Annotated in this window: 20 protein-coding genes; 14 read left to right on the top strand and 6 right to left on the bottom strand. The window is 39.9% G+C overall.

Annotation, left to right across the window (positions count from 1 at the left end):
* Window positions 1-3: 3 nt before the first annotated feature.
* From SAE01_RS13445 to SAE01_RS13435, 4 genes are all read left to right on the top strand, one after another.
* Window positions 4-300 (top strand): chaperone modulator CbpM, encoded by a 297-nt coding sequence (locus SAE01_RS13445; RefSeq protein WP_147204286.1) that lies wholly within the window; start codon window positions 4-6, stop codon window positions 298-300.
* A gap of 141 nt (window positions 301-441) precedes the next feature.
* Window positions 442-618, top strand: coding sequence for a hypothetical protein (locus tag SAE01_RS24515; RefSeq protein WP_170234162.1), 177 nt, complete (start codon window positions 442-444; stop codon window positions 616-618).
* 136 nt (window positions 619-754) lie between these two features.
* Window positions 755-3,394, top strand: coding sequence for a T9SS type B sorting domain-containing protein (locus tag SAE01_RS13440; protein WP_147204285.1), 2,640 nt, complete (start codon window positions 755-757; stop codon window positions 3,392-3,394).
* A 126-nt stretch (window positions 3,395-3,520) separates the two neighbouring features.
* Window positions 3,521-3,799, top strand: coding sequence for a hypothetical protein (locus SAE01_RS13435; protein ID WP_147204284.1), 279 nt, complete (start codon window positions 3,521-3,523; stop codon window positions 3,797-3,799).
* A gap of 161 nt (window positions 3,800-3,960) precedes the next feature.
* Here SAE01_RS13435 and ahcY read toward each other — a convergent pair whose 3' ends face one another.
* On the bottom strand, window positions 3,961-5,289 hold the full coding sequence (gene ahcY / locus SAE01_RS13430; RefSeq protein WP_147204283.1) for an adenosylhomocysteinase: 1,329 nt from the start codon (window positions 5,287-5,289) through the stop codon (window positions 3,961-3,963).
* Between the two features lie 193 nt (window positions 5,290-5,482).
* Between ahcY and SAE01_RS13425 the strand changes: the two genes are divergently transcribed.
* Window positions 5,483-5,983: an Lrp/AsnC family transcriptional regulator gene (locus SAE01_RS13425; protein WP_147204282.1), complete on the top strand. Its 501-nt coding sequence runs from the start codon at window positions 5,483-5,485 to the stop codon at window positions 5,981-5,983.
* 133 nt (window positions 5,984-6,116) lie between these two features.
* On the opposite strand, the gene SAE01_RS13420 is transcribed toward SAE01_RS13425, so the two are convergent.
* On the bottom strand, window positions 6,117-7,157 hold the full coding sequence (locus SAE01_RS13420) for a serine hydrolase domain-containing protein (RefSeq protein WP_170234161.1): 1,041 nt from the start codon (window positions 7,155-7,157) through the stop codon (window positions 6,117-6,119).
* A gap of 265 nt (window positions 7,158-7,422) precedes the next feature.
* Window positions 7,423-7,662, bottom strand: coding sequence for a hypothetical protein (locus tag SAE01_RS13415; protein WP_147204280.1), 240 nt, complete (start codon window positions 7,660-7,662; stop codon window positions 7,423-7,425).
* Window positions 7,663-7,947: 285 nt separating this feature from the next.
* Here SAE01_RS13415 and SAE01_RS13410 point away from each other — a divergent pair, with 285 nt between their 5' ends.
* From SAE01_RS13410 to SAE01_RS13395, 4 genes are all read left to right on the top strand, one after another.
* A complete protein-coding gene (locus tag SAE01_RS13410; RefSeq protein WP_147204279.1) occupies window positions 7,948-8,145 on the top strand; it encodes a hypothetical protein in 198 nt (65 codons plus the stop codon).
* A 439-nt stretch (window positions 8,146-8,584) separates the two neighbouring features.
* A complete protein-coding gene (gene rpsA, locus SAE01_RS13405) occupies window positions 8,585-10,588 on the top strand; it encodes a 30S ribosomal protein S1 (RefSeq protein ID WP_147204278.1) in 2,004 nt (667 codons plus the stop codon).
* 317 nt (window positions 10,589-10,905) lie between these two features.
* The gene (locus SAE01_RS13400; RefSeq protein ID WP_147204277.1) at window positions 10,906-12,894 is read left to right on the top strand and encodes a KUP/HAK/KT family potassium transporter; all 1,989 of its coding nucleotides are present in this window, start codon (window positions 10,906-10,908) and stop codon (window positions 12,892-12,894) included.
* Window positions 12,895-13,082: 188 nt separating this feature from the next.
* Window positions 13,083-13,589, top strand: coding sequence for a hypothetical protein (locus SAE01_RS13395; protein WP_147204276.1), 507 nt, complete (start codon window positions 13,083-13,085; stop codon window positions 13,587-13,589).
* Window positions 13,590-13,708: 119 nt separating this feature from the next.
* Here the strand turns inward: SAE01_RS13395 and SAE01_RS13390 are convergent, their stop codons facing one another.
* Window positions 13,709-14,257, bottom strand: coding sequence for a hypothetical protein (locus SAE01_RS13390; protein ID WP_147204275.1), 549 nt, complete (start codon window positions 14,255-14,257; stop codon window positions 13,709-13,711).
* A gap of 105 nt (window positions 14,258-14,362) precedes the next feature.
* Here SAE01_RS13390 and SAE01_RS13385 point away from each other — a divergent pair, with 105 nt between their 5' ends.
* The 5 genes from SAE01_RS13385 to SAE01_RS13365 all read left to right on the top strand — a co-directional run bounded on the left by SAE01_RS13385 (window position 14,363) and on the right by SAE01_RS13365 (window position 18,582).
* Window positions 14,363-15,067, top strand: coding sequence for a YciE/YciF ferroxidase family protein (locus SAE01_RS13385; protein WP_147204274.1), 705 nt, complete (start codon window positions 14,363-14,365; stop codon window positions 15,065-15,067).
* Between the two features lie 248 nt (window positions 15,068-15,315).
* Window positions 15,316-16,413: a vWA domain-containing protein gene (locus tag SAE01_RS13380; protein ID WP_147204273.1), complete on the top strand. Its 1,098-nt coding sequence runs from the start codon at window positions 15,316-15,318 to the stop codon at window positions 16,411-16,413.
* 33 nt (window positions 16,414-16,446) lie between these two features.
* The gene (locus tag SAE01_RS13375; protein ID WP_147204272.1) at window positions 16,447-16,689 is read left to right on the top strand and encodes a hypothetical protein; all 243 of its coding nucleotides are present in this window, start codon (window positions 16,447-16,449) and stop codon (window positions 16,687-16,689) included.
* Complete coding sequence (locus SAE01_RS13370) at window positions 16,686-16,952, top strand: Txe/YoeB family addiction module toxin (RefSeq protein ID WP_147204271.1); 267 nt, start codon at window positions 16,686-16,688, stop codon at window positions 16,950-16,952. The genes SAE01_RS13375 and SAE01_RS13370 overlap by 4 nt, the downstream gene beginning before the upstream one ends.
* A gap of 88 nt (window positions 16,953-17,040) precedes the next feature.
* On the top strand, window positions 17,041-18,582 hold the full coding sequence (locus tag SAE01_RS13365; RefSeq protein ID WP_147204270.1) for a MoxR family ATPase: 1,542 nt from the start codon (window positions 17,041-17,043) through the stop codon (window positions 18,580-18,582).
* A 69-nt stretch (window positions 18,583-18,651) separates the two neighbouring features.
* On the opposite strand, the gene SAE01_RS13360 is transcribed toward SAE01_RS13365, so the two are convergent.
* Window positions 18,652-19,119: a hypothetical protein gene (locus tag SAE01_RS13360; protein WP_147204269.1), complete on the bottom strand. Its 468-nt coding sequence runs from the start codon at window positions 19,117-19,119 to the stop codon at window positions 18,652-18,654.
* A 56-nt stretch (window positions 19,120-19,175) separates the two neighbouring features.
* Window positions 19,176-20,192: a UDP-N-acetylmuramate dehydrogenase gene (gene murB, locus SAE01_RS13355; RefSeq protein ID WP_147204268.1), complete on the bottom strand. Its 1,017-nt coding sequence runs from the start codon at window positions 20,190-20,192 to the stop codon at window positions 19,176-19,178.
* Window positions 20,193-20,213 lie beyond the last annotated feature (21 nt).

Genomic DNA, 20,213 nt, shown 5'->3' with positions numbered 1-20,213 from the left:
CTTATGCAGACCAACGAATTAATACTTGCAGACGACATTTGCAGTTACTATAAAGTGGACTATTCGTTTATTAGTGACCTACAAAGATTTGGGCTGATTGAAATAGCTTCAGTTGAAACGGCTACGTACGTTCCGGAAAGCCAACTGCAGAAACTTGAACAATTAGTCAGGTTACATTATGACCTAGATATAAACCTTGAAGGCATTGATGCTATTGCCCATCTGCTTGAGAAGGTTACGCATCTGCAGGACGAAATAGTAGCGCTGAAGAACCGTTTAAAGCTCTACGAAGATTTTTAATGATTTCTAAAAAAGGTTGAAAAAGAATTAAACCTTTTCTTTTTAATATAAAATTAAGGGGGTTTTACCGTCGAAATTTTGGAGAGCATATAATGCGGGGTATTTTCGCCACATAACTGTTTTTGAACCCAATAATTTTATATGAAGAAGTACTTTTCCGAAAAAAACGCTTTGACTGTAATGGTGAGTTTGTTTTGTCTTGTGATGATGTTTATTGCTTTAATCAACAAGCAATCGTACTGGGAGGCGGCAGCTTTCGCACTGGCCTTTAGTTTTTCTATTGAGGTCGTTTGCCACAGAGCTAAGGAAAGCAAATAATTTTACCCTATCGTTATAATAGCCCGCGTATGTATACGCGGGCTTTTTATTTATACCATTGCGATGGCCTGTTTTGCCTATAAACTACTTTTCTTTCTTTAGACCTTTTCAAGCAAGAAATTGACAAAATCAAAGAATGCTATTAACGAAAATTGGCTATATTCAATTTGCACACAGACTTGCCAATATGTTGCTGAAGAAAATTCTTAGTTTTTGTATTATCATATGTTGCTTTACCATTTCTGCAAAGGCAGATCATATCACCGGCGGAGAAATTTTCTATACCTGTACGCCTAATACCGACGGCACTAACACCTACCACGTTACTTTTAAATTGTTTATGCGCTGCAATAGCGGTCGCCAATTTAATAATCCAACAATTGTTTCGGTTTTCGATAATGCTACCAACCAGCGTGTTACTGACATTAATGTAACACTAACAAATTCTGAAACAATCCAGGTAACTGATCCCGATCCGTGCATTACAGATCCTCCTAAAGTGTGCTACTTTGTCGGCTATTATAATTTTGTGCTTACACTGCCTTCAACTCTTGCCGGCTACACTATTTCAAGCCAGGTAAACTATCGTATCCAGGGCATTAGTAATTTTCAAAGCTTCTATTCAAATGTTGGAGCAACGTACGCAGCAGAGATTCCGGGATCAAATGCTGCAAGAAATAACAGCGCTCAGTTTACAGGAAGCGACCTTGTAGTAGTTTGTTCTAATAACAGGTTTGCCTATAGTTTTGGTGCAACTGATCCTGATGGAGACCATCTTCGTTATTCATTCTGCGAAGCCTACAGAAGTGGAGTAGGAGGGAATAATGTTGCGCCGCCTCCGCCGCCCCCCTACCAATCAGTACCTTATGGAAACGGGTATAGTGAAAATGGACCACTGGGAAATAATGTACAGATAAATAGCGAAACTGGTCTGATAACCGGGATAGCCCCCCAGTCAGGAGTCTATGTTATCACTGTTTGTGTAGAGGAAATTCGCAACGGAATAGTTATAGCCAAACAGCGAAAAGACCTGCAGATAAATATTGCTCCCTGCAACATCGCTGCTGCCTTGCTTGAGCCGGAGTATATGCTTTGTAGAGACACTAAAACAATTTCCCTTGTAAATCTTTCGACCAGCCCGTTAGTAAGAACTTATTATTGGGAGATTGCGAATAGGAACGGAGCCGTTATTTTTACTTCAACTGAACCAAAGCCAACCTACACTTTTGCTGATACCGGTTTCTATCACATAAAGCTTTCGATTAATCGGGGCCAATCTTGCAAAGATTCTACTATGTCAACTGCAAAGGTATATCCCGGTTTTTTTCCGGGTTTTAGTTTTACAGGCATCTGCTTTAACAAGCCAACTACTTTTAAAGATTTAACCACAAGTGCCTACGGAAGCGTTAACTCATGGAATTGGACGTTCGGCACTTCCGACTCCACGGACAAACAAAATCCAGCTTATACTTACACAACAAAGGGAACGAGGGATGTAGTATTGCGGGTGACAAATACGGTTGGCTGTAGAGACACCGCCATGAGACAGGTAGCGATTGTAACTGAACCGCCTATAACACTTGCATTTAAAGATACTTTAGTCTGTAAAGGTGATCCTGTTACATTAAAAGCGGCAGGTGAAGGGGTTTTTACCTGGGGACCTACTAGCAGCATTAGCAATCCGAACGTAGCATCACCTACGGTGTTTCCGTCGGCAACTACCTCTTATTTTGTTAATCTCAATGATGACGGTTGCATCAATCACGATACTGTTACGGTTCGTGTTACGGATCATGTAACGCTGCACGTGATGAATGACACCACCATCTGCCGTGGTGATACTATCCAATTAAAGATCCAGTCCGATGCGTTTACTTACTCGTGGACGCCAGTCCCGCAACTTAGTGACCCATTAGTTGCAAGTCCAGTAGCAATAACCAACAATAAAACAACCTACACTGTAAAGGCTAGCATTGGCAGTTGTGTTGCCACTGGCAACATTACTGTCTCTACAGTTCCTTATCCGCTGGCTTATGCCGGAAGAGATACGATGCTTTGTTTTAATACTTCCACCCAATTAAACGGCTCTACTGATGCAAGTACTGTCAACTGGTCGCCTTCAATTGGCCTTAGCAATAGTGGTATAATTAATCCAGTAGCGACACCCGGTAAAACCACTGCTTACATTCTTAACACCTTTGATACAAAAGGTTGCCCTAAACCTGGTCGCGACACGATAGTTGTCACAGTGTTGCCTCCAATACACGCTTGTGCAGGTCGCGATACTTCTGCGGTTATTGACCAACCTTTACAACTTACAGCCACTGGTGGAGTTAGTTATCTTTGGTCTCCGCCAACGGGTTTATCAGCCACAAACATCGCCAATCCTATTGCCTCGTATAATGAGACTTTTAACCAGATACAATACAAGGTTGTCGTGTTTAATGAAGCAAATTGCCGCGATTCAGCTTTTGTTGTTGTAAAGGTTTATAATACAGGCCCAACGGTCTTTGTCCCAACGGCGTTTACACCAAATGGTGATGGAAAGAACGATGTGCTACGACCGATAGCCGTGGGCATCAAACAATTTGAATTTTTTAGGATTTACAATCGCTGGGGTCAGCAGGTTTTTGGTACACAAACCGATGGCAAAGGTTGGGATGGTTCTATGAACGGAGTTATACAAACGACAGGTGTGTACGTTTGGTGGGTAAAAGCGATAGACTATAAAGGAGTTCCGTATTTTAAAAAAGGAACTGTAACACTGATTAAGTAAAGTAGCAGTGTTTAACTGCTGGTTTTCGTCAGGAATTTTAGTCCTTTCACGCTAGTTCTTAAAACGTTATAAACTTAAATGCAGTTTATAGTTTAATTTCGTAAGAATAATTTAATAAATTGTAGTATGGATAAGTTTCAGGATTTTGAGAATTGGCTAAAAGCAAACCATAAATTAAATTGGCGAGAGAATTTAGCCGCAATGAATTTAATTGATAAAATTCTGATGGTTCCTGACCTTGAGAAAGTCTCTTCGATATCTATTTTAAATCAACTGCTGAGTGCTCTTAGAAATAATATTTCCTTTGGAGGTAAAAGTAAAACCGAGAAAGATCGTGAGATTAAAAGCTTTAAATTGTTTATTCAGTATAAAGAAGAAAAGCTACAAAAGGAGAAAGAAGTTTAGATTATCAATTCTGCCTTAAGTTGAGTAGAATAATTAAAAGTACAAGAGTGCGACGCAACAGGGATCAATCATAGTACAACGTTCGCTAAATGAAACAAAAAACCCGCTATTAAAGCGGTTTTTTGTTTTCTGTCAACTGTCTAAATCTACGGTTAACTCTACTAATATCTATACATCTCAGGCTTAAATGGTCCAGTTTTACTTACGCCCAAATATTCTGATTGTTCGTCTGTAAGTTCATCCAATACAACACCAATTTTTGCAAGGTGAAGGCGGGCAACTTTCTCATCAAGGTGCTTTGGCAACACGTATACTTTATTTTCGTAGTTAGCGTGATTGTTCCAAAGTTCGATTTGCGCTAGAGTTTGGTTACTGAAGGAGTTACTCATCACGAAACTTGGGTGACCAGTTGCACAACCTAGGTTTACAAGGCGACCTTCAGCCAAAAGGATAATGTCTTTGCCATCGATAGTATACATATCAACTTGTGGCTTAACAGTGTCTTTTGTTTGACCATAATTCTGATTCAACCAAGCTACATCAATTTCGATATCGAAGTGGCCGATGTTGCACACGATTGCTTTGTCTTTCATTGCGCGGAAATGCTTCTCAGTAATCAAGTCACGGCAACCTGAGGCAGTAACTATAATGTCAGCTTCTTTCACTGCATCAATCATACGCTTCACTTCGAAACCGTCCATTGCAGCTTGCAAAGCACAAATTGGGTCGATTTCAGTTACGATAACACGGCAACCGGCACCAGCTAATGACGCTGCAGAACCTTTACCTACATCACCATATCCACCTACAACAGCCACTTTACCAGCAAGCATAACGTCAGTTGCACGACGGATAGAGTCTACCAAACTTTCTTTACAACCGTATTTGTTGTCGAATTTAGATTTGGTTACGCTGTCGTTTACATTGATAGCAGGAATAGGCAAAGTACCTTTCTCCATTCTCTCATACAAACGGTGAACACCAGTTGTAGTTTCTTCGCTAAGACCTTTTACGTGTTGAATAAGCTCAGGATATTTATCGAACACGATGTTGGTAAGATCACCGCCATCATCTAAGATCATATTTAAAGGACGGTCCTGGCTGCCAAAGAACAAAGTTTGTTCGATACACCATTCCGCATCTTCATTAGTCTGACCTTTCCAGGCAAAAACACCGATACCTGCGGCAGCGATTGCAGCGGCGGCGTGATCCTGGGTAGAAAATATATTGCAAGAACTCCATTTAACCTCGGCGCCTAATGCAATCAAAGTTTCAATAAGCACTGCAGTTTGAATAGTCATGTGTAAGCATCCGGCTACCCGTGCACCTTTCAATGGTTGCGATGGTCCGTATTCAGCTCGGATAGACATTAGACCCGGCATTTCTGCTTCTGCAAGACGTATTTCTTTACGACCCCATTCAGCGAGGCTCATATCGGCCACTTTGTACTTCAGACTGAAGTCAATCTGGTTGTTCGTTGTTGTAGACATATTGTTTGTTTATGAAATTGTGAATTAAAAAGTCAAAAGTAAAAAGTCGAAAAAGCGTTTTTAATTTTAGTTTTTTACTTTTTACTTACTTCTGCAAACTTACTCTTCTTAGTGAAATATTCTATTAACTACTATAACTTTGGGAAAAAGGCAGCTTTACTTCTTCTCTTGTAGAATAAACACTTAATTATTTATGGCAAAGACTGTTCAAAAAGAAGATTCAACTATTGGGCAAAATACTTTAGACGGTAAAGATCTCTCTATACTTCGTTTACTGCAGGAGAATGCCCGAATTACTGTAAAGGAGATATCAGAAAAGGTACACCTCAGCACAACGCCAGTTCACGAACGGATTAAGCGAATGGAGGAAACAGGCGTAATTAAACAATATGCAACCCTAGTTGACCATACAAAGGTTAAGAAAGGTTTGATGGTTATTTGCTATGTTTCTTTAAAACAGCATAGTAAGGAAGCGGGTGATAAGTTTATAAAAACAATACAGGAGTTGAACGAGGTGATAGAATGTTATAATATTTCGGGTGAGTTTGACTTTATGCTGAAAGTGGTCTCAGAAGACATGAATGCTTACTACGATTTCCACGTGAACAGGTTGAGCCAGATAGAAAATATGGGCCACGTGCAAAGTGTATTTGTAATGGGTATTATTAAACAAACGCATCAGTTAGTCTATTGAAGAGATAGCTGCGAGCTATGAGCTTCGAGCCGCGACCTTTTACTCATATAGCTGCCTAGAATACACCTAATCTACATGTTAGCAAGCAAACTTTAAAAGCTAGTAGCTCAAAGCTCATAGCTAGCAGCTTCGCTCACTGGCAGTTCCCCCCAACTACATCATCAATAGTTGCTTTTATATCCATATACAAATTGCGACTTTGCTCGCCGGATAGCTCGTTTGTAAAAATAACACAAGCATAGCCGCGGCAGAGATCAAGCATCGGCCACGTTCCCTGGAGTGACGGTACTGCAACAGAACTTGCTTTTTGCTGTGCATTTGTTTCAAGGATCCATTCACCCAACGCATAATTTAAGCCGGCGACAGGAGCTGGGGCGTATTTTACCTGGCTTGCTTCTGTAGTTAGTGTATGCATCAGCGCAACTGAAGCTTCGGTTAATATTTGCTTGTTATTAAAAGTGCCTTTATTTAAAAGCATAGCAAGAAAATTGGTGAAGTCTGCAGCACTAGACTTTCCTCCCGTTGCCGGATTAAGAGCGTCGTTATAGTTCTCGTTGCTGAATGTAGTATTCTTCATTGCCAGCGGCCTTATAATCCTGTCTTGTATCAACCTGTCAAATGTCCGTTTTGATATCACTTCCAGCACTCTCGCTGCTATATTAAAACCAACGTTGCTATACCTAAACTCTGTACCGGCATTTGTCTGGATATCTCTTCGTGAGGCAAATTCATTTACCTCTTCCTCAAGTGTGTGAAATTTATTCTTCTGCAGCAGCTTAGCAATTCCTTGTTCTGATTGGATACCTGTATAATGTGTTAGACATTGACGGATGGTAATGTAGCTTTTGTAATACTTAGTAAAGATGGGCAAGTACGTGCTTACCTTATCATCCAGCGATAATTTACCTTCCTGCACGAAAGTTAGAACAAGGGCGGTGGTTAGCCACTGGCTGCTTGCACCAATAGGAACGGGAGTTTTTATATTTAGTTTACCTATCTCTTTCTTGTACGCGATCTTTCCGTTTTTATACAAAACGAAGGCAATATCCTTACCCAGTTTTTCTCTCGACCGAAGAAGCTTTTCGGAGATGGAAGTTGTGTCAATTTGTGAAAAGGTAGTGTGATAGCTTAAAATAAATAAGGCAACAATACTCGTTTTTATAAGGGTCTTCATTAACATATTTTCTGGTTATAGCTTCTGTAGTTGTAGGATGTGTATTTTAACAGCCTTCAATTTATGTAAATAGAATGTAAGGAAAGCGTAAAAGAGAAAAACTCGGCTTGTTTACACAAATAGAAATAGTAAGATGGAAGCTAATGGAAAAGAGTTGGGTCAGCATAGATTATTATTGGATGAAACTTGCTGTCAAGTATTAAATAAAATAGGTTTAAGCGTAATGCTTAAACCTATTTTATTCAATTGCAGATTACGGTAAGGCCTAATCGTGCCCTTCAAGTTTTACTAATTTATTATAAAGTCCAAGTAGTAAAAAGGTAGGAGGCCACTGTCCAACAAACAAAGCTTTGTCATTTTTCCCGGCAATTTTAAAACCTAGAGAAATTGCTATTGACCCCATTGCCAACCATAAAAATAAGTCTGATGGTAGCTTTGCTGTTTGCTCTTCTATAGCCGTTGCTACAGGACCTTCTGAATGTTGTGGATTTAAATTCGTTGCCATACAAATATTTTTAGTTGTTAAATACTGAGAAGGCATTCAATTTTCTTGCCATGCGTTTTTTTCTCCTTTGTTTGAATGTTTTAGTAAGCTTTTTTCCGATTCTGTTTAACACATCTATCCTTTTGCGGCAAATCCTTTAAAGGAAATCGCTGGTTACACACGACTTCTTCAACTCCGAAGCAGCGGTGTGGAAAGCAATTTTCTTTTTTGGGGAAAGTTGGGAACGGCATAGAATTTCTTCTGTTACACTTGTCAATAATAATTGTAAAACCAAAAATAATACAGATGTTACCAGAAAATGAAAATCAACACGAAGCAGGAGATAGGGCAGAAGTTAGCCGTATAAAAAACTTTCCTGATGGAGATACCAATCCCGGGGAAGCTCAAAACGTAACTGATGGCGCCGAACGGATTTCAGGAGAGGAAGCTGAAAAAGCGAAAAGTAAAGCAATGGAGGGAATCAATAAAGGAACCGGGAGTTAACTTAATAGCTAAATAAAAAAGCCGCCAAGACTTGCTTAGCGGCCCCAACACAGCCTGTGCGTCGGCAGATTATTTTTATGAACAGCCCGGTTAGGCGATACTAACCGAAGGCTTCCATGATTTATCTGTAGATTGCATGAATACCTCCTTTTCTTTGGTGAGGAATAAAATTAGGATAAAAATTATTACAAACTTATTCAGAAGGATTTTTTCCGGTGTTCCTCTCTGGTTTTAAAATTTCTTTTAGAAATAGCGTTAAGAGGCTGCTAAGAATGAGGTGAGAATATTGTAATCTGTGATTTTTAGAATATTCAGTAATTGCTGATAAAAAGGTCTAAACCTACAATTACCAATAGCATTTTTAATCTTTCCTTTAAAGCTTTTTCCGACGTCTTTACTTACATTTGCAGCCCCGAATTAAAACTCTCGGGGTTATTTTATGTCCGAAAATGAAATTGTTAACCCAAACGCTGATGCACAGGAGAGTGCTCCGGTAACTGCAACTGCAGATACTGAAGCAACTACAGCGACAACAAATGCACCTGGGGATGGATTGGTTCATTCTTCAGTTTATGAAGCTGAGCCGGTTACTACAGAAACAAACGCAACACCTGCAAAAGAGGCTTATCAGGCTCGTGTTGAAACGCCTCATGATGACTTCGACTGGAGTATTGACAAGCGTAATGTTAGTACCTACAAGAAAGAAGAAAGAGAAAAGTATGACAGTGTTTATGATAACACTTTCGTACAAATCAATGATGGTGAAATCATCAACGGTAGCGTTGTTGCCCTAACCAAAACTGATGTAGTTGTAAACATCGGTTTCAAATCTGATGGTCTTGTTTCTTTAAACGAATTCCGTGACATTCCAAACCTTGCAGTTGGTGACGACGTAGAGGTGATGGTTGTTGAGAAAGAAGACAGGGCTGGTCACTTACACCTATCTCGTAAATCTGCAAGGATCTTCAGAGCTTGGGAGCGTATTGTTGAAGTACATAAGACTGGTGAGGTTATTACCGGTGTTGTTACCAGCAAAACTAAAGGTGGTCTTATCGTTGACGTATTTGGTATGGAGACATTCTTACCAGGTTCTCAAATTGACGTTAAGCCGGTTACTGACTACGACCAGTTCGTCGGTAAAACAATGGAATTCAAAGTTGTTAAGGTTAACGAAGCAATTAAGAATGCCGTTGTATCTCACAAAGCCCTTATCGAAAGCGACATCGAAGCTCAAAGAGCAGAGATTATGTCTAAGCTTGAGAAAGGCCAGGTATTGGAAGGAACTATCAAAAACATCACAGACTTTGGTGCATTTATGGACCTTGGCGGCTTAGATGGTTTGTTGTACATCACCGATATCAGCTGGGGACGTATCAACCACCCAAGCGAAGTGTTGAAACTAGACCAAAGATTGAACGTGGTTGTATTAGATTTCGACGACGACAAGAAGCGTATCAGCCTCGGTTTGAAGCAACTTACTCCACACCCTTGGGATGTGCTGCCTGAAACAGTTACTGAAGGCCAGGTTGTAAAAGGTAAAGTTGTAAATATTGAAGATTACGGTGCTTTCCTAGAAATCATGCCCGGTGTTGAAGGTCTTGTTCACGTAAGTGAAATCACATGGGCTAACACACCAATCAACGCTAAAGAATTCTTTAAGCTTGGTGACGAGTACGAAGCTAAGATTGTGACTCTTGATAAAGATAGCCGCAAGATGAGCCTGTCAATCAAACAAATGACTGACGATCCTTGGAGCACTATCGAAAATAAATTCCCAGAAGGAAGCAAGCACGAAGGTTTGGTGAAAAACATCACTCCTTACGGTGTATTTGTCGAACTTGAACCAGGTATTGGTGGAATGATTCACATCAGCGACCTAAGCTGGTTGAAGCGTTACAACCATCCGGGGGACTATACTAAGGTTGGTGAGAAGATCGACATCATCATCATGGGTATAGACAAAGACAACCGCAAATTGCAGTTAGGCCACAAGCAACTTGAAGAAGATCCTTGGAATACATTGGAGGATACTTTTGGAATTGGAACTATCCACGAAGCAACTATCACTCGTAAGGATGACAAAGGCGCTTCAGTTCAATTGCCTTATGGTCTTGAAGGGTTTGCACCTGCCCGTCACCTTGTTAAAGAAGACGGAAAGAGCCTGGGAGTTGATGAGCATGCACAGTTTACAGTTATTGAATTTGACCGTAACGAAAAGCGTATAGTTGTTAGTCATACCCGTATTTGGGAGCAGGCACAACAACAAGAAAAAGACGCTGCACGTAAAGAAGCTCGTGTAGAAGCTGAAAAAACAAACAAAGCAGTTAAAAACATCCAAACTAAGGTTGAAAAAGCTACGTTGGGTGATCTAAGCTCTTTAGCCGCCATTAGAGACAGGTTACAACAAGAAGAAGGCGGAGAAAATAAAGGAGAAAACAAATAATCCTCTATTTATAATTTTTAGAAAACACCTCTGGCTTGCCAGGGGTGTTTTTTATTATTGTCGGTTTTATTGCTTGTCATACTGTTGAGTACCCAGCATAAGGAACATTAGTGACTTCTCACTTGTCTTGCTCCTATATTTTGTATTAATGAGGAATCTGCCTCAAAAAGCTTACAGCTGTTAGTTCCAGAATGATAAATTTTAGCTCAATTTGAAGTTGTATTTAAAATAATGTTGGTGAATTATCCTTCAATTTGAATGTAGCTTTGCATTCTTTTTCATAGAAAAAGATAAAGTAGCAAATTCTTGTTTCAACTATGAGTGCACCTAATAATAAAGTTTCTGCTGCCGGCCTGATAATCGCTCTGGGAATAATTTACGGTGATATTGGTACCTCTCCTTTATATGTACTTAATGCCATTACCAACGGGAAAGTGATAAGTGGTTTGCTAATCATTGGAAGCCTTTCTTGCATCATATGGACGCTTACTATTCAAACTACCGTCAAATACGTCATTCTTACTTTAAAGGCTGACAACAGGGGAGAAGGCGGAATTTTCTCTCTGTTTGCGCTGGTAAGACGAAGGGGACGCTGGCTGGTATTTCCGGCAATGATTGGTGGGGCAGCCCTACTGGCTGATGGTATGATTACGCCTCCCATCTCTGTTACCTCCGCGATTGAAGGACTTAGAAACATTGATTTCCTTGGATATATTTCTGACCGCATCATCGTGTATATAGTAGTGGCAATCATTTCCGGGCTGTTCTTTTTGCAGCAGTTCGGCACTGCTTCTATCGGTAAGTTATTTGGCCCTGTCATGGGCGGTTGGTTTTTAATGTTAGCTATTTTGGGGTTAAGCCACCTGTTAGATGACATTCACATTTTTCGTGCGTTAAATCCCTATTATGCCATCAAGCTTTTAGCCACTTATCCAAAGGGTTTCTGGATTTTAGGAGCAGTCTTTTTATGTACTACCGGAGCCGAAGCCTTGTATTCCGACCTCGGTCATTGCGGCCGTGAGAATATTCGCTTTTCGTGGATTTTTGTAAAAACCTGTCTTATACTAAATTACCTGGGTCAGGGAGCGTGGCTACTTAGTAATTACAGAGGGCAAGCTATCACCCAAACAATGATCACTGATGGATTTAACCCGTTTTATGGTATAATGCCCACATGGTTTGTTGTTCCCGGAATTATCATAGCTACTACTGCAGCTGTAATTGCAAGCCAGGCATTGATCAGCGGTTCGTTTACCCTCATTAGTGAAGCCATTCGCCTCAACCTATGGCCAAAAATGAAAATTAAGTATCCGAGCGAAGCCCGTGGTCAACTGTATGTCCCGGGGATAAACACTTTACTTTATATTGGTTGCGTCGGCATCGTATTATATTTTCAAAAGTCTACAAACATGGAGGCGGCCTATGGTCTTGCAATTACCATGTGTATGATTGCCACAACTATTCTTTTTGCCAATTTCCTTGTTTTACACCGGGCGGCCAAACCATTTATTTATCTGTACCTCGCCGTTTATCTTACTATTGAACTTTCTTTTTTGACCGCTAACCTCGATAAGTTCCCGCACGGGGGTTATGTGACATTGGTTGCAGGAGGATTTTTGTTTGCGATAATGTACGTCTGGTACCGCGCGCGAAAAATCAAAAACAGGTATGTCGAATTTGTGCCGCTGGATGATTACATAGGCCGGCTGGAAGAATTAAGTAACGATAGGTCGATCATAAAACATGCTACTCACCTTGTCTATATGACGAGTGCTGATAATCCCAACGAGATTGAGCACAAGATCATCCACTCAATTTTAAACAGGAAACCCAAAAGAGCTGACATTTATTGGTTTGTGCACGTGCATACTGTGGATGAGCCGTATACTAGTGACTACAGCGTAAAGCATATTATTCCTAATGATATCATAAGGGTAGAGTTTAGGTTGGGTTTCAGGGTGCAGCCTAGGATAAACCTGATGTTCAGGCAGGTGGTAGCCGATCTAGTTGCTAATAAAGAAGTAAACATTACGAGTCGATACGAAAGCCTGGAGCGTAATAACATAGTAGGCGATTTCCAGTTTGTTGTGATGGAGAAATACTTAAGTAACGATAATGAATTGCCTTTTTTTGAGAGGCTGGTGATGAAGTTTCATTTTTGGTTGAAAGATCTAAGCCTTTCGGAGGCAAAAAGTTTTGGTCTAGATACGAGCTATGTATCTGTGGAAAAGTTTGCGCTAATAGTTGCACCAATAAAAAATCTTAAGCTAAAGAGAGTCTTTAAGACCGGAGAGGAGGCGTATTAATCTTCGAGCTTGCACAATTGGACCCGTTGAAATAGACCAAGTTTCGGGGCTATTTTCTAGTTCTAATTTATAGACAGCTGCTTCCACTATATCATATCGCATTCGAAATGCAATAATTAGATAATATATTGGAATGATTTTTTTACGCATGCCATGGTCACATGACTTGTAAGTAAAAATCATTAGCAATGTTTAAAAAAGAATATATAAGCTCATATCTAAAGTGGGGCTTCTTGTCAGCAGTCGCTTTTTGTATCCCTATGTTTATTTTCCTTTCGTCTGAAGATTTTGTAAGTACCTGGTTGCTATTTTTAGGTAACGCAATAGTTATGGTGGTGATTGGCGCCTATATGTTAGCCCTAAATAAATCTAAGGGGGAAAATGCAAGTACTCAAACTATGGTTGCTGCAGGACATATTGCGACGATTGTAGCGATTATTATATCATGCATTGTGGCCGCAATTGCTTTGCCAATTTTCATCCCCGACATTTTTAGTGGTGGTAAATCTGACGGTGCCTTAGTAAATGCGCCATCTCAAACAGGAACAGGTAAAACAAATGGTCTCGTCTTTATACTTTTTATGTGTGCTACAGTAGGTAACTTTTGTTTCGGATCGTTTTCTTCTTTTATGATCCCATATACTGCCCGTAGGAACCAGACGAAGGACAGAAAGTCTGAAGTATTAAACAACTAATTATCAGGGACTGCTTTTAAAGTCTAGAAATTATAAAGCCTTTCGTTTTCGAAAGGCTTTATAATTTTCTTATTTTTCACTCCGTTACAGCTGTACCGTTATTTCATTCAGGGTTTCTCTTAATTGCCTTCCTTTTCTTCTTTTACGTGTTGATAGTGGCTTGCATTAAAAGGTGTTTTCCATCTGAAATAGACCATTGTAGCAGAAATCGAAATTTCAAATTCATCAAATACGAGGAGAAGATGCTGACCTTGCGAGCTTTTTACAAGATGTTTGTCGATTTTTCCAAAAGTGCCTTCTAATTGTTCTCTGATCGTATCTGTTTCTTCATTAGAAAAACATTTTATCGCTTTCGCAACTCCCTCTGTTCGCACTTTTTCAATAACGGATTTGAAATCTTTATAAGAAGACACGCAGGGGTAAATTGGCTCTTCTTTCAAAACATAGCTCTCTTCTAAGGTTATGTTTCCCGCTGGAATATGTAGTTCGTTTTCAGTGAGAAAAAAGTAAAATTTGTGCTCATCTGATTCCGGCTGCTCATCCCAGGTAGCAAACCTAAAAGAGCTTTCGCTTTTGGCAATCACGTAATGAAGTTCGTAATTTAAAAAGTCAGGTTCAAGTGAATGCAGGTTCACATTTATTTCCAACTGTTTTTTATCGATGCTCATTTTTATTGATTATTAATAAGTTTAATTAAAACACATGCCAGCACTGTTTACAATCAGGAATAATGAAAAGGCATAATTTTTTCTCTATTTACTCAAAGTTCGATTATGGAAACTTTGAATAATCTTGTTGATCTGCTAAGCTATAACCTGCATTGTCTTCGTGCAACAGAACAGCAGGTTTCTGATGCTATTCCTTTAGTCATAGAACAAGCAAATCATAGTTCATTAAAAAATGCGCTACAACATCACGCCGGCTTAACTACAGCGCAAGTGGAAAGATTAAATAAAATACCGACACTTATTAAGGAAAAAATACCGGGATTTGCAATACCCGAAATGTCGGATACGGGCCAGGCATATTTGAGCCAAGGAGTTGCAGGGTTAATTGCAGAAATGAGACAACTGCTCACCTTAGATTTAGCGCAGGAGATAAAAGATGCAGCAATTATAGCCTCTGTTCAAAAAATAGAACACTATGAAATAAGCGCTTATGGAACTGCCGTTGCTTATGCTAACCAACTCAATCTACCCACAGTAGCAAAACTTTTAAACGAAACGCTGCAGGAAGAGTATGATGCCGACGACCTTTTAACTGCATTGGCTACAGCGGCTATTAACAAAGATGGCCTACCGCCAGAACTTGCAACAGATAAAACAACCCCAGAAACAGATGAAACTGGAGCTATGAAGGATGATTCTGATGATGACCAGCCAAAAATATCCATATCTGAAAGAACGATCAACTCTCCCGGTGGTAGGGCAGGAACTTCGCACAGAAGATATGGAAGCGGCGAATCAAGAGGACACTAGCAACCAGAGGCCTCATGTTCTCAACATTTCGATATTCCCGTCCTTTAAATTTTTGAGATGGCCCTACGGTTTCTCCCGCAATGACTACCGTTTTCTGTCTTTTTTTATCTACGCTCAATTGTCCAATACTACCTGTTTTGCAGGCCGGTTTTTCTTCTTACATGACTCAATGGCATAAAGAAGTTAAACTTTATACTGGCTTAGATGTTGTGTTATTTAATTCACTTTTATTTGCGAAATTGTCAATTATGCTAGGACACCGATTTGAGAAGTTTGACCCGAACATGAATGGGAAAACAAAGTTTGAGCAGTTACTCAATTTATTCTTACAGTTACTTACTTATACCAACGGAGATGTCAGCGAAGCGCTGCAATGGCTGAACCAACTGGATAACCAATATGGTCTTACCAACGATGAATATGGGATGGGTGACTTTTTAGACGAATTGAAAGAAAAGGGATATATAGATGAAAACCCTGTAAACGGCACTATCTCTATTACATCTAAAACGGAGCAAGGTATTCGGAAGAACAGTTTGGAGGAGATTTTTGGTAAACTTAAAAAGTCAAAGCAAGGGAACCACGATACTTTTAAACCGGGTGGTGGAGATGAAATCAGTCCTGACGTGCGGCAGTTTCAGTTTGGCGATACCATGGAGCAAATTGATTTTACCGAAAGCATTAGGAACGCGCAGATAAATCATGGCATCGAAAGCTTCAGCATGCATGAGGATGATCTGAAGATCAGGGAGACTGATTATAAAACCCAGACTTCAACCGTGCTAATGATTGATATCAGTCACAGCATGATTTTGTACGGGGAAGACCGGATTACTCCTGCCAAAAAAGTAGCGATGGCGCTGAGCGAACTTATCACAACTAAGTATCCAAAAGATACTTTGGATATCGTTGTTTTTGGTAACGACGCATGGCCGATAGAAATTAAAGATCTCCCTTATTTACAGGTCGGCCCGTATCATACTAATACAGTTGCCGGCCTTGAACTTGCCATGGATCTACTTCGGCGCAGGAAAAATCCTAACAAGCAAATTTTTATGATCACGGATGGTAAACCAACGTGTTTAAAGATTGGCAAACGTTATTATAAAAACAGTTTTGGTTTAGACAGAAAGGTGGTTAACCGGTGTATCAATTTGGCTGCCCAATGCAAAAAGCTGAAGATCCCCATTACAACGTTTATGATTGCCAGCGATCCTTATTTACAGAAATTTGTTACCGAATTTACTGAGACAAATAACGGTAAAGCTTTCTTCGCTTCCCTTGATAAGCTGGGTGCTTTTATCTTTAAAGACTTTGAAAGCGGAAAGAGGAAGACGGTGTATTAGGGTTTATTTGAATTTTTAAAAAAATACCTCTGATTGTTTATTACTAACATGACCACGACTTATCACATATCTACGGATGAACTAAATGAAGATTTTCTGCAGAAACTAAAACATGCTTTTGGGAAGAAGCAACTTTTAATAACCGTTGAAGAAGATGATGACGATACATTTTTCCTGCTTTCCACAAAAGATAACAGGGACAAATTCAAGCAATCTTTAAGCGAGCTTAAAGGCGGTGACTTAGTTTCAATTACGCCTGATGAGCTGCGGAAATGAGAACAATCAATTTTACCAAGACTGCTTTTAAAGAATACAATTCGTGGCGAAATGAGAATAAAAAAATGCAGGACAAGATCGCCGATTTGATAGAGGATATTTTAAGAAACCCGTACGAGGGATTAGGTAAGCCAGAAGCATTGAAGCATCATTTAAAAGGCTTTTGGAGTAGAAGAATAAATGATGAGCATCGACTCGTATATGAGGTAACTGAAGAAGCAATCAATATCATTTCCTGCCGCGATCATTATTCCTCGTTATGAAAAATTACCGAAAAAAGATTGAAAGTACAAGTGAGTGACACAACGATGTTGCTATGAAAAACATAAGTTGATTACCAAAAAAACATAAATGGATATTACAAACATTAAGACTTTAGGTGACTTAAGAAAAAGTGGATATAAAAGCAGGACAATTAAAGAAGAAATTCGTGAAAACCTGATAGGAAAAATTAAGGCGAAAGAAAATACTTTTCCGGGGATCGTGGGATATGAAGAAACTGTGATTCCTGATACTGAAAGAGCTTTGCTAAGCCGCCACAATATTTTGTTTCTTGGCTTAAGAGGACAGGCAAAAACGAGAATGGCGCGGCAAATGATAGACTTGCTCGACGAGTACATTCCAACTGTTGAAGGAAGCGAAATAAATGATGACCCGTTCAGGCCAATCAGCAAGTTTGCTAAAGATCTTGTCGCGCAACACGGGGACAGTACTCCTATACATTGGGTACACAAAAGCGATCGATATGGAGAAAAGTTGGCTACCCCAGACGTTAGTGTTGCCGACTTAATTGGAGACATTGATCCTATTAAGGCGGCCAATCTTAAGCTAAGTTTTGCTGATGAGATGGTCATCCATTATGGTATCATTCCCCGTAGTAATCGTAGCATTTTCGTTATAAATGAATTGCCCGATCTACAGGCGAGAATACAAGTTGCCCTCTTTAATATTTTACAAGAAGGTGATATACAAATTCGCGGATTTAAATTGAGAATGCCACTTGATATCTTGTTTGTATTTACTGCAAATCCCGAAGACTATACCAACCGTGGTAGTATTGTTACTCCATTAAAAGACCGTATTGAAAGCCAGATATTGACGCACTATCCTAAAACTATTGAGACGTCGTTAGAGATCACCGAGCAGGAAGCGGACGTTTTGGAAGAACAGTCGAAACGAATAACTGTGAGCGACCTCGTTAAGCGCTTGATAGAGCAGGTTGCATTTGAAGCAAGAAATAATGAGTACGTCGATAAGAAGAGTGGCGTTAGTGCGAGGCTTACGATTGCGGCATATGAAAATGCGGTTAGTAGTGCAGAGCGCCGCGCAATCATTCACAATGAAAAACAAACCCAGGTTTGGATTAGCGATCTCGTGGGGATCATTCCATCTATAACAGGTAAGATTGAATTGGTGTACGAAGGCGAGCAGGAAGGACCCTACCAGGTGGCGGTTAACCTTTTAGAAAAGTCCATTCGCTCTCAATTCATTTTGTACTTCCCTAACCCTGAGGCTAGCAAAAAGAAAAAGGCTACAGGCAAGGCAAGTCAGCAGGTGAAAACAGAAGAGGAAAATCCGTACAAAGCAATCATTCGCTGGTTTGATGGTGGTAATCATCTTGATCTTTTATTAGACAGTAATGACGCAGGAAAACTTAACTCTTTGTATAAGGTGGACGGCCTGCATGCTTTCGTGAAGAAATATTACCCGCAGGCAAATGACAAAGAAAACGCTCTACTAATGGAGTTTGTATTGCACGGACTGGCGAGCTATTCGTTGATTAGCAAGAAAATGCTTGACGGCAAAATTGAGTTCAAAGATTTGATGGGAAGTATGATGAACTTTGGCGCAATGAATTTTGAAGATGATTTAACGGAGGATGATTTTAGATAAACAATATAAAAAGGGGATGTTCAGAACATCCCCTTTTTTATTTTTTCGTTGACAGGCTGGCCCGTCATCTTAGAATTTATATCCAAATGAAATTCCTGCATAATAAGGAACGAAGCCGTCCTTACTAAATAATGGCACTATACCCGCTCTAAATAAAAAGCCGCCATTAGAAGGCTGAAGACGGTAACCAAAATTCAGATGGCCAAAAGAACCTGAGAATGTTCCGTCACTTGAACCGTCATTTCCTGCAACCGCAGTTATTCCACCGCCCAGTTCAAAATAGTTTTTGCCATCTTTACCTAACAGGTAATTCAGCCCCAGCGGTATAAATACAATACTTGCATCGTCAATACTAAAACCACCGACTCCAACTCTAAAGCCTAGCCCGTCTTCTTTTTTATTTAGACGCATGTCATAGTTAATTGATGCCAGCCCGGGACCTCCTAATTCAAAGAAAACTGTTTTAGCCGCGGATTGAGCTTTGATTACAGATGTTGCAGCAAAAAGGAAGCAAAAAAGAGTAAATGTTTTTTTCATAAAATGATTTAAAAATGATACTAGCATTGACAAGCGATGATTATAAAAAGTTGCTTCTACAAAACGTTTACTTCTCTTTCGAGCATAATTCCAAATTTCGCTTCCACACTTTGCATGATCTCTGACGATAATGCTAGTATCTCACTACCCTTTGCATCTCCATAATTAACCAACACCAAAGCTTGCTGTGCATGGCAGCCTGCATCTCCCTTTCTATAGCCTTTCCAACCGCATTGTTCTATCAACCAACCTGCAGCTACCTTGACACTGTCTTTTGCAGGATAACCAACTATCTGGGGAAACTCTTTTTTAAGATCTTCAAACTGCTGCTGAGGTATGGTAGGATTTTTAAAAAAGCTGCCTGCGTTGCCGATTTTATTTGGGTCAGGTAGTTTGCTTTGGCGAATATTAATGACCGCCTGAGAAATGGCTGCTATGGATAATTCCTTCACCTGCATCTTGTCAAGTTCCTGCTGAATGGCGCCATAGCTTGTGTTGAAAACAGGTTGTTTGTTAAGTTTAAAAGTAACGCTTGTGATGATATACTGCCCTTTGTATTTCCTCTTAAATACGCTTTCACGGTATCCAAATTCGCATTCTTTTGCGGTAAACGTTTTCACCTTTCGTTCGTTGATGTCAAATGCTTCCAACTCATAAAAAACATCTTTTATTTCTACTCCATAAGCACCAATGTTTTGCATGGGGCTAGCCCCGACGTTTCCAGGAATTAGGCTAAGATTTTCTACACCGGCAAAATTGTTTTCAATGCAGTAAAGAACGAACTGGTGCCAGTTTTCTCCCGCGGCTGCCCTTACATATACATGCTGTTGGTCTTGTTTAACAATCTCTATTCCATGCATTTCATTTTTAGCTACAAGCCCGTTATAGTCGAGCGTAAGCAAAATATTGCTGCCACCACCAATGATAAAAGGACGTTCATTTTCTTGCAAAAAAGGAGCATCGAAGAGCTGTTCTAAGTTAGAGAGGGAAGTAAATTTTGCGAAGTATTTTGCATAAGCATCAATTCGAAAAGTGTTATAAGGCCGAAGTGAAATATTTTGTTGAATTTGCATGTAATTGCTTAAAGTAAAAAA

Origin of the sequence: Segetibacter aerophilus (genome assembly GCF_007991655.1) — a bacterium.
Lineage (GTDB): Bacteria > Bacteroidota > Bacteroidia > Chitinophagales > Chitinophagaceae > Segetibacter > Segetibacter aerophilus.
This window is presented reverse-complemented; position numbering and strand designations above follow the sequence as displayed.